This is a genomic window from Pseudomonas sp. SORGH_AS_0199 (assembly GCF_031453735.1).
Taxonomy (GTDB): domain Bacteria; phylum Pseudomonadota; class Gammaproteobacteria; order Pseudomonadales; family Pseudomonadaceae; genus Chryseomonas; species Chryseomonas aestiva.
This window is the reverse complement of the sequence record NZ_JAVJAE010000001.1, coordinates 4,264,716-4,280,260: the sequence shown is the minus strand read 5'-3', so window position 1 is coordinate 4,280,260 and position 15,545 is coordinate 4,264,716. Positions and strand designations below refer to the sequence as shown.

Annotated in this window: 16 protein-coding genes; 4 read left to right on the top strand and 12 right to left on the bottom strand. The window is 67.4% G+C overall.

All coding sequences use genetic code 11. The features are described from left to right. Positions 1–27 precede the first annotated feature (27 nt). The 4 genes from QE444_RS20045 to QE444_RS20030 are packed head-to-tail and all read right to left on the bottom strand — an operon-like array spanning position 28 to position 3,581. Positions 28–666: an aldolase gene (locus tag QE444_RS20045; RefSeq protein WP_309741278.1), complete on the bottom strand. Its 639-nt coding sequence runs from the start codon at positions 664–666 to the stop codon at positions 28–30. Beyond that, complete coding sequence (gene otnK / locus QE444_RS20040; RefSeq protein ID WP_309741275.1) at positions 663–1,955, bottom strand: 3-oxo-tetronate kinase; 1,293 nt, start codon at positions 1,953–1,955, stop codon at positions 663–665. The genes QE444_RS20045 and otnK overlap by 4 nt, the downstream gene beginning before the upstream one ends. A gap of 5 nt (positions 1,956–1,960) precedes the next feature. Continuing rightward, the gene (gene ltnD, locus QE444_RS20035; protein WP_158892799.1) at positions 1,961–2,854 is read right to left on the bottom strand and encodes an L-threonate dehydrogenase; all 894 of its coding nucleotides are present in this window, start codon (positions 2,852–2,854) and stop codon (positions 1,961–1,963) included. Between the two features lie 22 nt (positions 2,855–2,876). Beyond that, the gene (locus QE444_RS20030) at positions 2,877–3,581 is read right to left on the bottom strand and encodes a FadR/GntR family transcriptional regulator (protein ID WP_044341678.1); all 705 of its coding nucleotides are present in this window, start codon (positions 3,579–3,581) and stop codon (positions 2,877–2,879) included. 192 nt (positions 3,582–3,773) lie between these two features. Between QE444_RS20030 and dksA the strand changes: the two genes are divergently transcribed. Then, the gene (gene dksA, locus QE444_RS20025; RefSeq protein WP_280305917.1) at positions 3,774–4,178 is read left to right on the top strand and encodes an RNA polymerase-binding protein DksA; all 405 of its coding nucleotides are present in this window, start codon (positions 3,774–3,776) and stop codon (positions 4,176–4,178) included. 558 nt (positions 4,179–4,736) lie between these two features. Here dksA and pdxY read toward each other — a convergent pair. Continuing rightward, positions 4,737–5,630, bottom strand: a complete 894-nt coding sequence (pdxY, locus tag QE444_RS20020; protein ID WP_273861331.1) for a pyridoxal kinase PdxY — start codon at positions 5,628–5,630, stop codon at positions 4,737–4,739. Between the two features lie 184 nt (positions 5,631–5,814). Between pdxY and QE444_RS20015 the strand changes: the two genes are divergently transcribed. Continuing rightward, on the top strand, positions 5,815–6,252 hold the full coding sequence (locus QE444_RS20015; protein WP_133863180.1) for a DUF4345 family protein: 438 nt from the start codon (positions 5,815–5,817) through the stop codon (positions 6,250–6,252). Between the two features lie 18 nt (positions 6,253–6,270). Here the strand turns inward: QE444_RS20015 and QE444_RS20010 are convergent, their stop codons facing one another. Then, a complete protein-coding gene (locus QE444_RS20010) occupies positions 6,271–7,203 on the bottom strand; it encodes a LysR family transcriptional regulator (RefSeq protein ID WP_187980075.1) in 933 nt (310 codons plus the stop codon). 120 nt (positions 7,204–7,323) lie between these two features. Here QE444_RS20010 and fpr point away from each other — a divergent pair, with 120 nt between their 5' ends. Both fpr and QE444_RS20000 read left to right on the top strand, forming a co-directional pair. Then, positions 7,324–8,103 (top strand): ferredoxin-NADP reductase, encoded by a 780-nt coding sequence (fpr, locus tag QE444_RS20005; RefSeq protein WP_007160677.1) that lies wholly within the window; start codon positions 7,324–7,326, stop codon positions 8,101–8,103. Positions 8,104–8,240: 137 nt separating this feature from the next. Then, entirely contained in the window at positions 8,241–8,927 is a 687-nt protein-coding gene (locus QE444_RS20000; RefSeq protein ID WP_187980073.1) for a dihydrofolate reductase family protein, read from the top strand. Here the strand turns inward: QE444_RS20000 and QE444_RS19995 are convergent. The 6 genes from QE444_RS19995 to QE444_RS19970 form a co-directional block, all read right to left on the bottom strand. Then, a complete protein-coding gene (locus QE444_RS19995; RefSeq protein WP_208692259.1) occupies positions 8,924–11,161 on the bottom strand; it encodes a bifunctional diguanylate cyclase/phosphodiesterase in 2,238 nt (745 codons plus the stop codon). The genes QE444_RS20000 and QE444_RS19995 overlap by 4 nt on opposite strands. A gap of 351 nt (positions 11,162–11,512) precedes the next feature. Continuing rightward, complete coding sequence (gene ppnN, locus QE444_RS19990) at positions 11,513–12,889, bottom strand: nucleotide 5'-monophosphate nucleosidase PpnN (RefSeq protein ID WP_280305924.1); 1,377 nt, start codon at positions 12,887–12,889, stop codon at positions 11,513–11,515. A 119-nt stretch (positions 12,890–13,008) separates the two neighbouring features. Beyond that, positions 13,009–13,704, bottom strand: coding sequence for a tRNA (N6-threonylcarbamoyladenosine(37)-N6)-methyltransferase TrmO (gene tsaA, locus QE444_RS19985; RefSeq protein ID WP_133863175.1), 696 nt, complete (start codon positions 13,702–13,704; stop codon positions 13,009–13,011). Between the two features lie 31 nt (positions 13,705–13,735). Beyond that, the gene (locus tag QE444_RS19980; protein WP_309741258.1) at positions 13,736–14,008 is read right to left on the bottom strand and encodes a hypothetical protein; all 273 of its coding nucleotides are present in this window, start codon (positions 14,006–14,008) and stop codon (positions 13,736–13,738) included. Positions 14,009–14,077: 69 nt separating this feature from the next. Further along, positions 14,078–14,704 (bottom strand): CatB-related O-acetyltransferase, encoded by a 627-nt coding sequence (locus QE444_RS19975; protein WP_309741256.1) that lies wholly within the window; start codon positions 14,702–14,704, stop codon positions 14,078–14,080. Between the two features lie 54 nt (positions 14,705–14,758). Continuing rightward, positions 14,759–15,502 carry a haloacid dehalogenase type II gene (locus QE444_RS19970; protein WP_280305930.1) on the bottom strand — a complete coding sequence of 248 codons (744 nt, stop codon included), beginning with the start codon at positions 15,500–15,502 and terminating at the stop codon, positions 14,759–14,761. Positions 15,503–15,545 lie beyond the last annotated feature (43 nt).

The following is a 15,545-nucleotide window of genomic DNA, read 5'->3' as shown; positions in this document are numbered from 1 at the left end:
GGGTGTTGCGGTAGCGCGGGCTTCAGGTCACCAGACGGCGCCGAAGGTCTCCGCCAGTTCGGCCAGCGCGGCGGCATCGAGCGGCGCCGGGCGCGGTTCGCTGAGCAGCCACAGCCGCGCGGTTTCTTCCAGCTCCTCCAGGGCGAAGCTGGCCTTGCTCACGCTGCTTTCCCAGACCACCGGACCGAGGCGTTCGAGCATCACGCCCCTTACCCGGTTGGCCAGTTGCGCCACCTGCTCGGCGACGCTGGCGGCGCCGGGGCGGGCATAGGGGATCAGCGGGATATGGCCGACCTTCATCACCTGGTAGGGGGTGATGGGTGGCAGGATGTCGTCCGGGCACCAGACGCCGGCCAGGGTCAGGGCCACCAGGTGAGTGGAGTGGGTGTGCACCACGCCGCCCACGCCGGGATTGCGGTCGTAGACCTGGCGATGCAGGGCCAGGGTCTTGGATGGCTTGTCCCCGGAGACCCAGTCGCCTTCCAGGCCGACCTTGGCGATGGCCGCCGGATCCAGGCGACCCAGGCAGGCGTCGGTGGGGGTGATCAGCCAGCCGTCTTCCAGGCGGGCGCTGATGTTGCCGGCGCTGCCCACGGTGTAGCCGCGGGCATAGAGGCTGGCGCCGACGGTGCAGATCTCTTCGCGCAGACGGGCTTCGACGCTCATGCCTGCTCTCCTGCCAGCTGGCGCAACGCCTTGGCGAAGAAGTCGCGGCTGCCGAAGTTGCCGGACTTGAGCGCCAGGGCCAGGGGGTCGCCCTGCACCTGGCCGAGGGTGGCCGGCACGCCCGGATCGATCTGGGCGCCGATACGCAGGGCCTGTACGCCCAGGGCCTGGACCACGGCGCCGGAGGTTTCGCCGCCGGCCACCACCAGGCGGCGTACGCCTTGGTCGAACAGGCCGCGGGCGATCAGGCCGAGGGCGCGTTCCACCAGTTCACCGGCGCGCGCCACGCCCAGCTCGCGCTGGATGGCCTTGACCTCGTCGGCGGGACTGGTGGCATAGATGAGCACGGCCTGGCCCTGCTCACGCGCCCAGGCGAGGGCGGCGTCGATACTGTCGTCACCCCGGGCCAGGGCCAGCGGGTCCAGGCGCAGGGCCGGGCGACCGGCTTCCAGCCAGGCGGCGACCTGGCCATTGGTGGCCTGGGACGCGCTGCCGGCCAGCACGGCTTCGCCACCGGCGGGCAGCGCCAGGGCGGCAGCGTCATGGGCCTGGAGCAGGCCGGCGCGGCGGAAATTCTCCGGCAGGCCCTGGGCGATGCCCGAACCACCGGTGACCAGGGGCAGCTCGGCACAGGCCGCGCCCAGGGTATGCAGATCGGCGTCGGACAGGGCATCGGCGATGGCCAGGCGATGACCCGAAGTACGCAGTTCGGCGATGGCCGCGCGCACGGCCTCGGGGCCCTTGGCGACCTGATCGTAGCGCAGCAGCCCTACCTTGCCACGGCTCTGCGCCTGCAGCACCCGCACCAGGTTGGCGTCGCCCATGGGCGTCAGCGGGTGGTGCTGCATGCCGGACTCGCTGAGCAGCTGGTCCTGCACGAACAGGTGGCCGCGGAACAGGGTACGCCCGGTTTCCGGGAAGGCCGGGCAGGCCAGGGTGAAATCGCAGTCCAGTGCCTCCTGCAGGGCCTCGGCTACCGGGCCGATGTTGCCTGCGGCGGTGGAATCGAAGGTCGAGCAGTACTTGAAGAAGAATTGCCGGCAGCCGCGCTGGCGCAGCCAGGCGAGGGCGGCCAGGGATTCGCTCACCGCCTCGGCGGCCGGCGTGGTGCGGGATTTCAACGCCACTACCACGGCGTCGGCCGCTTCGAGTTCGGCGTCGGCCGCGGGCACGCCGATCACCTGCACGGTGCGCATGCCGCCACGTACCAGCATGTTGGCGAGATCGGTGGCGCCGGTGAAGTCGTCGGCGATGCAGCCCAGCAGCGGGCGGGTCTCGGTCTGGCTCATGGGTTTCACTCCGCGGCCTTGGGCAACTCGATGCCCGGGAAGATCTTGATCACTGCCGAGTCGTCTTCACGACCGAAGCCTGCGGTGGAGGCCTGCATGAACATCTGGTGGGCGGTGGCCGACAGCGGCAGCGGGAATTTCGAGGTGCGCGCGGTATCCAGCACCAGGCCCAGGTCCTTGACGAAGATATCCACGGCGGACAGCGGGGTGTAGTCGGCCTTGAGGATGTGCGGTACGCGATTCTCGAACATCCAGGAATTGCCGGCGCTGTGGGTGATGACCTCGTAGAGGGCGTCCGGATCGACGCCTTCGCGCAGGCCGAGGGCCATGGCCTCGGCGGAGGCGGCGATATGTACCCCGGCCAGCAGCTGGTTGATGATCTTGACCTTGGAACCCTGGCCGGGTGCATCGCCCAGGCGATAGACCTTGCCGGCCATGGCGGCCAGTACCGCCTCGCCCTTGGCATAGGCTTCCGCAGTGCCGGAGGTCATCATGGTCATCTCGCCACTGGCGGCCTTGGCGGCGCCCCCGGAGAGCGGGGCGTCCAGCAGCAGGATGCCGCGCTCGGCCAGGCGCTCGCCCAGCTCGACGGCGTAGGCCGGGGCCACGGTGGCGCAGGCGATCACCAGGCTGCCCGGACGCAGGGCAGAGGCGGCGCCGCCTTCACCGAACAGCACGGCTTCGGTCTGCTCGGCATTGACCACCACGGTGATGAGGATGTCGCAGCTGTCGGCCAGGGCCGCAGGCGAGGTGCAGGCTACGCCGCCTTCGCTGGCGAAGCTTTCCAGCACGCTGGCGCGCACGTCACAGGCATGCACGGCGAAACCCGCACGCAGCAGCGAACGGGCGACGCCCAGACCCATGGCCCCGAGACCGATGACACCGACGTTGTCTTGCATCTTGTTGTTCTCCGTAAAAAGGTCAGGCGAAGCCGGCCTGCCGCAGGCGGCGGGCGGCGTTGTAGATGTGCTGGCGGGCGGCGTTGGCGGCGGCCAGGGGATCGCCGAGGCGGATGGCGGCGACGATGGCCTGGTGTTCTTCATGCACCTGGCGGGAGAAGTCCTCGCGCCGCGCCTCGTTGGTGCGGGTGATGCGCGTGGCCGTCTCCAGGTACTGGCTGACGAATTCCAGGGTCCTGATGAAGTAGGGATTGCCGGTGGCCTGGGCGATGGTGCGATGGAAGGCCACGTCGGCCCGTACCCCGTCATGGCCGTCGGCGACCTCTTCGTCGATGGCGGCCAGGGCCTCGTCGATGGCCACCAGATCGGTCTCGCTGCGATTGATGGCGGCTTCGGAGGCGATCTCGGCCTCGATGGCGCGGCGCAGGTCCAGCAGGTGGAAGACGCTGCCGGGCAGGCTGGCTTCGTCGGCGTCGATGCGCAGCGGGCGGATGCTGGCGTGGGCCGTGACGAAGATGCCGCGCCCCTGCTGGGGCTGCAGCACGCCTTCGTTCTTCAGCCGCGAGATGGCCTCGCGCACCACGGTGCGGCTGACACCGAAGGCTTCGGAGAGCAGGGCTTCGCTGGGAATCTTGCTGCCGGGGGCGAAGACGCCGGCTTCGATCTTGTCCAGCAGCTGCTGAGCGACGCTGTCGCTCAGCACATTGGCGGGAACCTTGGCGAACATGGAGACCTGCTTATGTGGTTGTAAGGTTGTCATACAGGTTGTGACGCTACTTTCGCACAGGCTTTTGCCGTTGTGTAGTGGTTTTGGCGGAGGCACTACGGAATTTTTGTGATGGGTTCTACGACTGGCAGATGCAAGCTAGAGCCACTGATAAGTGTTATAATATAACATTTACCGGTTGAGGGCTGCCTCATGACTTCTGAAGAACTCCTGGCACAACCTGCCGCGGACTACATGAACGAGGTCCAGCGGGAATTCTTTCGTCGACTGCTGCTGACCCAGCGTGGCGACCTGCAACGCCTGATCGACGAGCAGGTGGAGGACCTGCGCGGCCTGGACACCCACGGCGATCCGGCCGATGTCGGCAATGCCGAGCGGGAACGCCAGTGGCAACTGCGCCAGCTGGAACGGGAAAAGAAGCTGCTGGACAAGATCGACGAAGCCATGGAGCGCCTGGCCCGCGACGACTACGGCTGGTGCGAGGAGACCGGCGAACCCATAGGCCTTGCCCGCCTGCTGTTGCGGCCTACTGCGACCCTCAGCGTAGAAGCCAAGGAGCGCCAGGAGCAGCGCGAGCGGCATCTGCAGTCGTCGTGAGCAGCGGTAGCCGGGCTTTCCCTCACCCCAACCCTCTCCCAGGGGGAGAGGGGGGCAAAGCGGACCCGCAGGTTGGGTTGAGACAGCCCCATCGTCGAAGCCCAACAGAGCGGGTAGGGTGGAAAACCGCGCAGCGTTTGCCACGCGCTCAGGAGTTACCCTCACCCAACCCTCTCCCAGGGGAAGAGGGGGCAAAGTACACCCGTAGGTTGGGTTGAGACAGCTCCATCGTCAAAGCCCAACAGGCGGGTAGGGTGGAAAACCGCGCAGCGTTTGCCACGCGTTCAGGGGTTACCCTCACCCCAGCCCTCTCCCAGGGGGAGAGGGGGCAAAGCGCACCCGTAGGTTGGGTTGAGACAGCTCCACCGTCGAAGCCCAACAGGCGGGTAGGGTGGAAAACCGCGCAGCGTTTTCCACGCGTTCAGGGGTTACCCTCACCCCAGCCCTCTCCCAGGGGGAGAAGAGGCAAAGCGAACCCGTAGGTTGGGTTGAAACAGCCCCATCGTCGAAGCCCAACAGCGCCCGGCACCCTTGGGCTTCGCTGGCGCTCGACCCGACCTACGAAAGCCGCTGCGCTTCGAACAATTCGCCTGGCCGCACGATCTGCTCGCGGGCGGCGATCAGCGGCAGGTCGCGGCTGCCGGGGCCGGTGCGGGCGACCAGGGCGTAGAGGGCGCTGACCGCATGGGACGCCGCGGCGGGTGTGGACTGGCCGTTGAGCAGCTGGCCCAGCAGCACCGCGGAGAAGACGTCGCCCATGCCATTGGGCAGCGGCTGCAGGTCCAGGTAGGGCGTCTGCACCAGCCAGGCATCCGCCGCCTCCACCACCAGGGTGCTGAGGACGTCGGTGGGCAGGTCCGGGGTGCGCAGGCTGGTGATGACGATGGTCGTGGGGCCCGGTTGGCCGCGGCGACCGAGCAGCAGCCGGGCGGCGTTCACGGCGTCGGCGGTGTCGGCCAGTGGCTGGCCGTGCAGCAGCTCGAATTCGTACTGGTTGGGAGTGATCAGGCTGGCCTGTTCGATGGCGCGGCGGCGCAGGAAGTCGGGGATGCCGGGGCGCACGAAGATGCCGCGGCCGACGTCGCCCATCACCGGATCGCAGAGATACTGCAGGTCGCCGCGCTGACGGCGGATCTCCTGCACCACGCCGAGGATCACCTCGCCGATGGCGGCGTCGCCCAGGTAGCCGGAGAGCACGGCCACGCAGCGTTCCAGCACGCCGCGGGCGCGCAGGCCGTCGAGCACGTCGTGGATGTGTTCGGGCGGAAAGACCTGGCCCTTGAATTCGCCGTAGCCGGTGTGATTGGAGAATTGCACCGTGTTGACCACCACCGGCTGCAGGCCGAGCAGTTGCAGCGGCAGGGTGGCGGCGGCATTGCCGACGTGGCCGTAGGCGACATGGGACTGGATGGACAGCACCAGCGGCGGCTGGGCGGGCAGGGCGGCGGGCATGGCGATCTCTCGGGCGGCGGGCTCGGGGCAGGAGCCGGAAGGGTGGAGGCCTGCAGCTTACCCCAGCCCTTCCGGCGAACCCTAACCCGCCTGTGGCGGTCTGCATCGGCAGTGCAGATCGCTCCCGGCGCTGGCTACACTGGAGCGGCTGTCATTCGTCTCTAGCCCCAAGGAGAAACGGGGAATGTCCGAGCTTCGCTTCGCACGTCTGGTGTTGGGTCTGCAGGCCCTGGTCTGGTTTGGCCTCGCCCTGGCGCATTGGTTCTATCCCTACGAGATGGCCAATGCCCGCGGCATGGTACTGATGGATTCTGCGTCGGTGGCCGAGGCGCGGGTCTGGTACGGCGGCATGCAATTCGCCCTGGCGCTGTTCGCCGTGCTGGCCTTTCGCCGAGCGGAATGGCTGTCGGCCGGCCTGCTGCTGGTGGCCTTCGTGCAGCTGACGCTGTTCGTGGTGCGGCTGATCAGCGGCGTACTGGGCGAGTCGGCCACCGCCGAGCTGGATCTCTATTCCCAGGGCTATCGCCTGGTGATCGGCATCCTGGCGCTGCTGGCGCTGCGCGCCCACCGCCGCCACGAGCAGCGGGAGCTGGAGAATCGCCGCCTCTACCAGGGCCAGTAAGCGGACCGGCGCCAGCCGCTAGCGTCCGGGACGGGGCCGCGCGGTGTCGATCTGATCGCTGCGGCTCAGGCCCAGGGTCAGTTGGCGACAGAGGTCGAGGAATTCGACCATGGCCCCGGTCTGGTACTTCTGCTTGTGCCAGATGAAGCAGAACTGGCGACGCAGATCCAGGGTCGGCGTCGCGATGGGCACCAGGGTGCCGCGGGCGAAGGCATCGCGCAGCGCCAGCCGCGACAGGCAGCCGATGCCCAGCCCCGACTCCACCGCGCGCAGGATGGCCTCGGTGTGTTCCAGTTCCAGGCGCACGTCCAGTGGCTGGGCATGGTGCCGCATGGCCTGGTCGAAGGTCAGGCGGGTGCCGGAGCCCTGTTCGCGCAGGATCCAGGCCTGGGCTTCCAGCTCGGCCTGAGCGGCCTGTCTGCCTGCCAGGGCGTGTCCGGGCGCGCAGAACGCCACCAGTTCGTCCTCGATCCAGGGTTGCACCTCCAGATCGGGATGCTGGCAGTCGCCCTCGATCAGGCCGAGGTCGATGTCATGGTTGGCGATGCGCTGCACCACGCTGGCGGTGTTGTGCACGTGCAGCCGCACCCGGCAGTCGGGATGGCGCTGCATGAAGTCGCCCAGCAGCAGGGTGGCCAGGTAGTTGCCGATGGTAAGGGTAGCGCCGACCTCCAGGGAGCCGAAGCCGGTCTTGCCGCGCAGCAGGTTTTCCACCTCGGCGCTGCGATCGAGCAGGGCCACCGCCTTGGGCAGCAACTGGCGGCCCAGGGCGTTGAGTGTCAAACGCTTGCCGGCGCGGTCGAACACCCGGCAGTCGAATTGCCGTTCCAGTTCGCCGAGGGCGGTACTGGTGGCCGACTGCGACAGACTGAGCGCCTCGGCCGCCCGGGAAACGCTTTCCTGGCGGGCCACGGCGACGAAGACCTCGAGTTGACGCAACGTGAATCTCATATCTGCCTTTTGGATAACCTATATTCGAATTATTCATTTCACGGATATTTTCCCCCTCTATAAACTGTCGCGCAATTTCTATCCAGCCCCGGGCTGTACCGATTTTTCCTGGAGTCATCGATGAGCAACCTGTACACCGAGCGCGTCCTGAGCGTTCATCACTGGAACGACACCCTGTTCAGCTTCAAGACCACCCGCAATGCGGGCCTGCGTTTCGAGAACGGTCAGTTCGTGATGATCGGCCTGGAGACCGAAGGCGGTCGTCCGCTGATGCGTGCCTACAGCATCGCCAGCCCCAACTATGAAGAGCACCTGGAGTTCTTCAGCATCAAGGTGCCGGACGGCCCCCTGACCTCGCGCCTGCAGCACCTCAAGGAAGGCGACAACCTGATGGTCAGCCGCAAGCCCACCGGCACCCTGATCCTCAGTGACTTGAAGCCCGCCAAGCACCTCTATCTGCTGAGCACCGGCACCGGCATGGCGCCCTTCCTGAGCACCATCCAGGATCCGGAGACCTACGAGCGCTTCGAGAAGGTGATCCTGGTCCACGGCGTGCGTTACGTGAACGAGCTGGCCTACGCCGACTTCATCACCAAGACCCTGCCGGAGCACGAATTCATCGGCGACCTGGTCCGCGAGAAGCTAATCTACTACCCCCTGGTCACCCGCGAGGAATTCCGCAACCAGGGTCGTCAGACCGACCTGATGCGCAGCGGCAAGCTGTTCGCGGACATCGGCCTGCCGCCGATCAATCCGCAGGACGACCGCGCCATGATCTGCGGCAGCCCGAGCATGCTGGACGAGACCAGCGCCGTGCTGAACGAATTCGGCCTGACCATCTCGCCGCGCATGGGCGATCCGGGCGACTACCTGATCGAGCGCGCCTTCGTCGAGAAGTAACGCGACCCGGCTCCCCGAAAACCCGCCCTCCGGCGGGTTTTTCGTTTCCGCGGCCCGGTGGGCTGAACTCCCCCGGCGCCGGACCGGTCGGTTGCTGCAAGGCGTGTCATGGCGACACGCCATTGCCGGGAGCCCCCATGAAGCCCTATGTGATCTGCCATATGATGTCGTCGGTCGACGGTCACGCCCTCACCGACGGCTGGGACCGCGCTGTCAAGAAACAGGCCGATGCCACCTACGAGCGCCTGGCCGAGCGCTTCGAATTCGACGCCTGGGCCTGTGGCCGGGTGACCATGGAAGAGATCGCCCACGGCGAGGGCTATCCCACCGGCGTCGCCCAGGCGCCCATCCCGCGTACCCACCATTTCGCCCGGCGCGACGCCGCGAAGTACGCCATCGCCATCGATCCCCAGGGCAAGGTGGCCTGGAAGAAGAATGAGGCCCTGGATTCCCATGTGGTGGCAGTGCTCACCGAAGGGGTCAGCGACGACTACCTGACGCACCTGCAGAACATCGACGCCTCCTATGTCTTCGGCGGCAAGGACGAACTGGATCTGAGCGCCGTGCTGGAGCTGCTGAACGCCGAACTGGGCATCGAGCGACTGGTGGTGGAGGGCGGCCCCCACGTCAGCGGCTCCTTTGTCGCCGCCGGCCTGGTGGACGAGATCAGCGTGCTGATCATCCCGCTGGTGGATGGCCGCGGTGCCCATCCGGCCTCCTTCGAGATCGCCGAGCAGGCCTGGCAACAGCCGCTCTACCTCAAGCTGGACGCGGCCGAAGCCCAGGACGACGGCAGCGTCTGGCTGCGTTATCGCCGCGGCTAGCCGAGCGCCTTGGCCAGGGCCAGGGCGTCGGCATCCGCTTCCGCCTGGGCTTCTGCCTGGGCCTGCAACGGACAGACCCCGCTGGCATAGCGGGCGATCACCTCGGGCACCTGGGCCAGGGGCACCGGGCGGCTGATGTGGTAGCCCTGGATGAAGTCGCAGCCCAGGGCGCACAGCAGCCGTAGCTGCTCCAGGTGTTCGACGCCCTCGGCGGTGACCTTGAGCTTGAGCGGTCGGGCCATGCCGATGATGGCCTGGACGATCTGGTGATCGGCATTGCCCTCGGCCAGCCCGGTGACGAAGGAGCGATCGATCTTCACGGTGTCGATCGGCAGGCGCTTGAGATAGGCCAGCGAGGAGTAACCGGTGCCGAAGTCGTCGATGGACACCGTCACGCCCAGGTCGCGGATGCGCTGCAGCAATTCGGCGGTGGGCTGGACGTTCTTGACCAGGGCGTTCTCGGTGACCTCCAGCTCCAGCCGTCGCGGCGATAGTCGGTGGTCGTCCAGGCGCCAGGCGATCTGCCCGGGCAGGGCGTCGTTGCTCAGGCTGAGCGCCGAGCAATTCACCGCGATGCGCAGGTCCGCCAGGCCGGCGGCGCTCAGCTCGGCCAGGTCCTGGCAGGCGCGCTTGAGCACCCAGGCGTCCAGCTCCTCGATGAAGCCGTTGGCCTCGGCCACGCCGAGAAAGCAGTTGGGCGCCAGCATGCCCAGGCGCGGATGATCCCAGCGGATCAGGGCTTCGGCCTTGTCCAGCTGGCCGCTGGCGACGTCGAGGATCGGTTGGTAGTAGAGCTGCAGACCACGTTCCTCGACCAGCGCCTCGCGCAATTCGGCTTCCAGCTCCAGTTGCAGCGAGATCTTCTCGCGCAGGGTCTCGTCGAAGAAGCTGTAGGTGTTGCGGCCATTGCCCTTGGACAGATAGAGCGCGAGATCCGCGCTCTTGAGCAGTTCTTCGCAGCAGCCGCCGTCGCGGGGATAGAGGCTGATGCCGATGCTGGTGGTCATCACCAGGGTGCGGTTGCCGATGGTGACCGGATTGCGCAGCCGCTCCAGGATGCGCTGGGCCAGGTGCCGGGCCTCGTCGGGGCCGGCGAGGCTGGCGAGGATGCAGAATTCGTCGCCGCCGAAGCGGGCCACCAGATCGCCTTCGCGCACCGCGTCGCGAATGATCCTGGCCATGGCCACCAGCAACTGGTCGCCAGCGTCGTGGCCGAGGCTGTCGTTGATGCGCTTGAAGTGATCGATGTCGAGAAACATCACCCCCAGGCTGCGCCCCTGCTGGGCGTGGCGTTCGAGGATCTCGGCGAAGGCCTGGTTGAAGGCGCGGCGATTGTGCAGGTCGGTGAGGGGATCGTAGTGCGCCGCCTGTTGCAGCGAGGCGCGGGCTTCGTCGAGCTGGCCGACCAGGGAATTGACCCGCTCCAGGTCGTTTTCCTTGCGCTGCAGCTGGCGATCCGCCCAGGCCGCGCCCAGGCCGCCGATCCCCAGGAGCAGGGCGATGATGGCGATGCCGACGCCGAGCTGCCAGGAATTGCTGGCGCCCTGCAGGGTGCTTTCGGTCTCGGCGGGGGCGATCAGCACCATGGACCACATGCCGGTGAAATGCATGGCGGCGATGGCCAGGCCCATCACCAGGGCGGTGGCAATGCGCAGCCAGCGATAGATGCCGGTGTAGTGGCGGCGAAAGATCTGGATCAGTTGCAGGGCGGCGAAGCTGGCCCCTACGGCGATGCCGATCGACAACAGGAAGGGTAGCGGGCGATAGAGCACCACCGCCTCGGTGTGTACCGCGGCCATGCCGGTGTAGTGCATGAGCACGATGCCCAGGCTCAGCACCGTGCCGGCCTTGAGCCGCTGACCCAGGGTGAGGTCGGGCTGACTGAGGGCGGGCATGGCCATGAGTCCGGCCAGCACCACGATCAGTAGCGAGGCCACGGTGATGAAGAGGTCGTAGTGCACCCGGGTGGGCACGGTGAAGGCCAGCATGGCGATGAAGTGCATGCCCCAGACGCCAAAGCCAAAGCTCAGGGCGCCCATCAGACTCCAGGCACGGCGCCGCGCCAGGGTACGGGTCTGGCCGATGCGCTCGGCGAACACCAGGGTGACGTAGCAGGCACTGACCGCGACGAGATAGGCGAGCGTCACCAGCCAGCCATCATGCTGGCCGTGCAGGTGCACCTGCTCCTGGGCAAGAGGGGCGACAAGGAAGTCGAGTCCCAGCCAATTGTTCATTCCGTGGCCTCGGCAGGAAGTCTGGCGCGGCTGGAGGAAGACGGCCCGGCGGGATCTCCGTCCGGGTAGGTTTCACCACGGCAACCTGCGCTCTGAGGTTAGCTTGCCTTGCCCTATCGGCGTGGTGAAGAGGGGCTTGAGGCCAGCGTCATGCAGTTAGCGCGCGAGGTGTTTTTGGAGCGGAAAAGTCACTTCGCCACCCAGAAGACGCAGGTCAGCGAAGCGCTCTGGATAGCTAGCTAGGGACTTTTTGATATCACCTGGCTAGCATAATGACCGTTCGTCGAACAGGGTGCTGACGAACGGTCATGGAAGCGGGAAACCGGCCAGAAAGAGTCGACGTGAAAGGATTCAGCTGACCACGCGGTAGCAGGGCTCGTAGGCCGCGCCACCCGGCAGCTTCATGCGGTGCTGCTCGACGAAGGCCTGCAACAGCCGATCCAGCGGACGCATGATGTCGGGATCGCCATGGATCTCGTAGGGCCCGCGCTCCTCGATCAGCTGGATGCCCTTGGCCTTGACGTTGCCGGCAACAATGCCGGAAAAGGCGCGGCGCAGGTTGGCGGCCAGCTCATGGGGCGGCACGGCATGGGTCAGCTGCAGCGCGGCCATGTTCGCGTGGGTGGGATCGAAGGGGCGCTGGAAGCTTTCCTCGATACGGAGCAGCCAGTTGAAGTGGAAGGCGTCGTGGCGCTCGCGACGGAATTGCTTGACCGCCTTGAGGCCCTGGGCCATCTGCCGGGCCACCTCGACCGGATCGTTGACCACGATCTGGTAGTGGCGCTGGGCGGCTTCGCCCAGGGTGGCGCCGATAAAGGCGTGCAGCTGCTCCAGGTAGGGCGCGGCGCTCTGCGGCCCGGTGAGCACCACCGGGAAGGGGATGTCCTGGTTGTCCGGGTGCATGAGGATGCCCAGCAGGTAGAGGAACTCCTCCGCCGTGCCGGCGCCGCCCGGGAAGATGATGATGCCGTGACCCGCGCGGACGAAGGCCTCCAGGCGCTTCTCGATGTCGGGCAGGATCACCAGTTCGTTGACGATGGGATTGGGCGCCTCGGCGGCGATGATGCCCGGCTCGGTAAGGCCCAGGTAGCGACCGCCCTGCAGGCGCTGCTTGGCGTGGGCGATGGTGGCGCCCTTCATCGGCCCCTTCATCACGCCCGGGCCGCAGCCGGTGCAGATGTCCAGGCTGCGCAGGCCGAGTTCGTGACCGACCTTCTTGGTGTACTTGTATTCCTCGGTGCTGATGGAGTGACCACCCCAGCACACCACCATCTTCGGCTCGACGCCCGCGCGCAGGGTGCGGGCGTTGCGCAGCAGGTGGAAGACGTAGTCGGTGATGCCTTCGGAGCTTTCCAGATCGATGCGCAGGCTGCTCTGTTCGCTCTCGGTGTAGACGATGTCGCGCAGGGCGCTGAACAGCATCTCGCGGGTGCTGGCGATCATCTCGCCGTCGACGAAGGCGTCGGCCGGGGCGTTGATCAGTTCCAGGCGTACGCCGCGGTCCTGCTGATGGATGCGGATCTCGAAGTCCTGGTAGGCCTCGAGGATGGTCTTGGCGTTGTCGCTGTGGGCGCCGGTGTTGAGGATGGCCAGGGCGCACTGGCGAAAGAGCTGGTAGAGGTTGCCCGAGCCGGCGGCGCTGAGCTGCTGGACCTCGCGCTGGGAAAGGGTCTCCAGGCTGCCCTTGGGGCTGACCTGAGCGTTGATGACCTGTCTGCTTGGAGCCATAGATGCTTCCCTATCGGTGATACGGCCGAACGGCGGCCGTAGCCGGGTGCGGATCGCCTCATGCGATCCGGCAATGTCATTGTTGGGGCCTTGGCCGCCGGAATGCAAACCGGGCGGCGTCAGGACGCCGCGGTCACGTCCAGCACCCGGATCTGGTGCGCGGTCGGATAGTGCCAGTGCACCTCCACATCCCAGAGGCGCACCCCGTAGCGGCGCTCGGGCGCTGGCACCTGGTAGGCCGGCCGGGGGTCCTGGGCCAGGCACTGCTCGATCAGCTCGGCCAGGGGCTCGCCCAGGCGCTGGCCATGGGCCTCGGCCTGCACCCGCGCCGCATCCGCCCAGCCCACCGCCAGGGCTGGCGGCGGCGCCTCGGCGATGGCGTTGTGGGCGCCCGGCGGGCTGTCGGCGTAGGGGACATAGGGCTTGATGTCCAGCACCGGGGTGCCGTCGAGCAGATCGATCCCCGAGAGCAGCAGCCGCCCCGGTTCCAGGCCGTCGAGGCGGACTACCGACTGGCCGATGCCGTTGGGCCTGTGGGTGGCGCGGGTGGCGAAGACGCCCAGGTAGCGATTGCCCCCCAGGCGCGGTGGCCGCACCCGCAGGCGCGGCTGGCTTTCCAGCGCCTGGTGGAAGAGGAACAGCAGCCAGACATGGCTGACGCCTGCCAGGCCCTCCACCGCCTCGGGCCGGTCGAAGGGCGGCAGCAGTTCCAGCACGCCACGGGCGGCCGGGGCTAGCGCGGGTTGCCGGGGAATGGCGAATTTCTCCTTGAAGCAGGAGCGGACGTGGCCGATGGGGGTGACGCTGTACTGCATGGGGCGGGGCCGTCTGACGCAGGGCCGGTCATTATGCCCTGCCCGAAGCCTCCGCGACCGCCGCGGCCGACGCCTCGCCGGCGTTGCGGCGCACCCCGCGCAGATTCATCGCCGCCAGGCCCAGCTGCAGCACGATCAGGGCATAGGCATCGGCCTGCAGGCCCCAGGCGATCCACAGGCCGTTGCTCAGCAGGAACACCCAGAAGCCGAGGTTGCGCCGGCCCTGGCGCTGGGAGGCCACCAGCCAGGCGGCGAGCAGGGTGATGGCCATCGCCGGCCATTGCAGCAGATCGAGTGCTTCCATGGAAAACCTTCAAAAGATTGACTAATGAAGGTGAGCCCTGGAAGGCGTCCCGAGTTCCGGGCGCCGGATTCAGGGCGCCGGGTGGCGCGCTCGGGCGTAGGCGATGAAGCCGTCGATATCGGCGCTGCACAGGTGTTCGCCGGCAGCCAGGATCTCGGCTTCGGGCCAGTCCCACCAGGCGATGTCGAGCAGCGCCTGGCAGGTGGCCTCGGCAAAGCGCCCCTTGATGAAGCGCGCCGGATTGCCGCCCACCACCGCATAGGGCGGTACGTCGCGGGTGACCACGGCACCGGCGGCCACCACGGCGCCATGGCCGATGGTGACGCCGGAGAGGATCAGCGCATCGGTGCAGATCCAGCAGTCACTGCCGATCACCACGTCGCCGCGGGTGCCGCCGTAGTCCCTGATATGGGCCAGATCGTCGACGAAGGCGGGGAAGGGATAGGTGGTCACCCAGTCCAGCCGGTGCAGGCCGCCGAGGAGGATGCGCACGCCCTCGGCGATGGAGGTGTAGCGACCCAGGCGCAGGGTGGCGCCTTCCTTGAGATCGAACACCTTTGGCGCACCATAGGTGCCGGCGCCGATCTCGTAGTCGGGCAACTCGCGGCGCAGGCGCGCCGTGCGCTGATGCAGGCGGGGCAGGGCGGCCAGGGCCTGGCGTTCACGTTTCTTGCGCAGCTTGTCGAGAAAACTCATGGCGATGCCCTGGCGAAAAGTATCCGGCAGGATACCGAAGCGCCCGGGCCGCGCTCAATCGTCGGGGTCAGGTTGATCGCCCGCGAGCACCGGTAGGCCCAGCTGGTCGGCGAGATCCTGGAGATCACTGGCTTCCAGATCCCAGCCGCCGCTGGACACCTCGCCACCGGCCGGGCCCTTTTCCCGGGGGCGCTGGATGAAGGCGGTGGCCAGCCCAAGCTCCTTGGCCGCCTGCAGGTCGCCGTTGTGGGCGGCGCAGAGCATCACCTGTTCCGGTTGCAGGTCGAGCAGGGCGCAGGCACCCAGGTAGACCTCAGCGGCCGGTTTGTAGCGCTGGAAGAGGTCGGCGCCAAACAGCATGTCCCAGGGCAGTCCGGCATGACGGGCCATGTCCAGCAGCAGGCTGACGTTGCCATTGGAGAGGGCGCAGACCGGATAGCCCTGGCGCAGCCGCGCGAGACCCGGCACGGCATCGGGCCAGGGGGTCAGCTGGTGCCAGAGGCGATTGATCCAGGCCACCTCGGCGGTGGTCAGGCCGACCAGCCCATGGCGTGGCAGCAATTCGTCCAGCGCCAGGCGATGGACCTCGTCGAGGGGCAGCCAGGGCAGGCTGCGCGCGGCGATCTGCGGCAGGATGGCCTCGTAGGCTTCGGCGCGCCAGGCATCGGCCAGCCGCTCCCAGTCGCCCCGGACGCCATGCTTGGCCGACAGCCCCTGCAGGCCCTCGACCAGGCTGCCGCGCCAGTCCACCACGGTGCCGAAGACATCGAAAAGTAGCGCCCGAACGGTCGTCGTCATGGGTAGACTCCTGCGGAAGGTTGTCTCCACCAGACGGAGCACG

What these genes read in the sequence shown, in the direction of transcription:
- QE444_RS20045 (WP_309741278.1), bottom strand. Translation starts at nt 666, where the DNA reads ATGAGCGTCGAAGCCCGTCTGCGCGAAGAGATCTGCACCGTCGGCGCC.
- otnK (WP_309741275.1), bottom strand. Translation starts at nt 1,955, where the DNA reads ATGAGCCAGACCGAGACCCGCCCGCTGCTGGGCTGCATCGCCGACGAC.
- ltnD (WP_158892799.1), bottom strand. Translation starts at nt 2,854, where the DNA reads ATGCAAGACAACGTCGGTGTCATCGGTCTCGGGGCCATGGGTCTGGGC.
- QE444_RS20030 (WP_044341678.1), bottom strand. Translation starts at nt 3,581, where the DNA reads ATGTTCGCCAAGGTTCCCGCCAATGTGCTGAGCGACAGCGTCGCTCAG.
- dksA (WP_280305917.1), top strand. Translation starts at nt 3,774, where the DNA reads ATGACTTCTGAAGAACTCCTGGCACAACCTGCCGCGGACTACATGAAC.
- pdxY (WP_273861331.1), bottom strand. Translation starts at nt 5,630, where the DNA reads ATGCCCGCCGCCCTGCCCGCCCAGCCGCCGCTGGTGCTGTCCATCCAG.
- QE444_RS20015 (WP_133863180.1), top strand. Translation starts at nt 5,815, where the DNA reads ATGTCCGAGCTTCGCTTCGCACGTCTGGTGTTGGGTCTGCAGGCCCTG.
- QE444_RS20010 (WP_187980075.1), bottom strand. Translation starts at nt 7,203, where the DNA reads ATGAGATTCACGTTGCGTCAACTCGAGGTCTTCGTCGCCGTGGCCCGC.
- fpr (WP_007160677.1), top strand. Translation starts at nt 7,324, where the DNA reads ATGAGCAACCTGTACACCGAGCGCGTCCTGAGCGTTCATCACTGGAAC.
- QE444_RS20000 (WP_187980073.1), top strand. Translation starts at nt 8,241, where the DNA reads ATGAAGCCCTATGTGATCTGCCATATGATGTCGTCGGTCGACGGTCAC.
- QE444_RS19995 (WP_208692259.1), bottom strand. Translation starts at nt 11,161, where the DNA reads ATGAACAATTGGCTGGGACTCGACTTCCTTGTCGCCCCTCTTGCCCAG.
- ppnN (WP_280305924.1), bottom strand. Translation starts at nt 12,889, where the DNA reads ATGGCTCCAAGCAGACAGGTCATCAACGCTCAGGTCAGCCCCAAGGGC.
- tsaA (WP_133863175.1), bottom strand. Translation starts at nt 13,704, where the DNA reads ATGCAGTACAGCGTCACCCCCATCGGCCACGTCCGCTCCTGCTTCAAG.
- QE444_RS19980 (WP_309741258.1), bottom strand. Translation starts at nt 14,008, where the DNA reads ATGGAAGCACTCGATCTGCTGCAATGGCCGGCGATGGCCATCACCCTG.
- QE444_RS19975 (WP_309741256.1), bottom strand. Translation starts at nt 14,704, where the DNA reads ATGAGTTTTCTCGACAAGCTGCGCAAGAAACGTGAACGCCAGGCCCTG.
- QE444_RS19970 (WP_280305930.1), bottom strand. Translation starts at nt 15,502, where the DNA reads ATGACGACGACCGTTCGGGCGCTACTTTTCGATGTCTTCGGCACCGTG.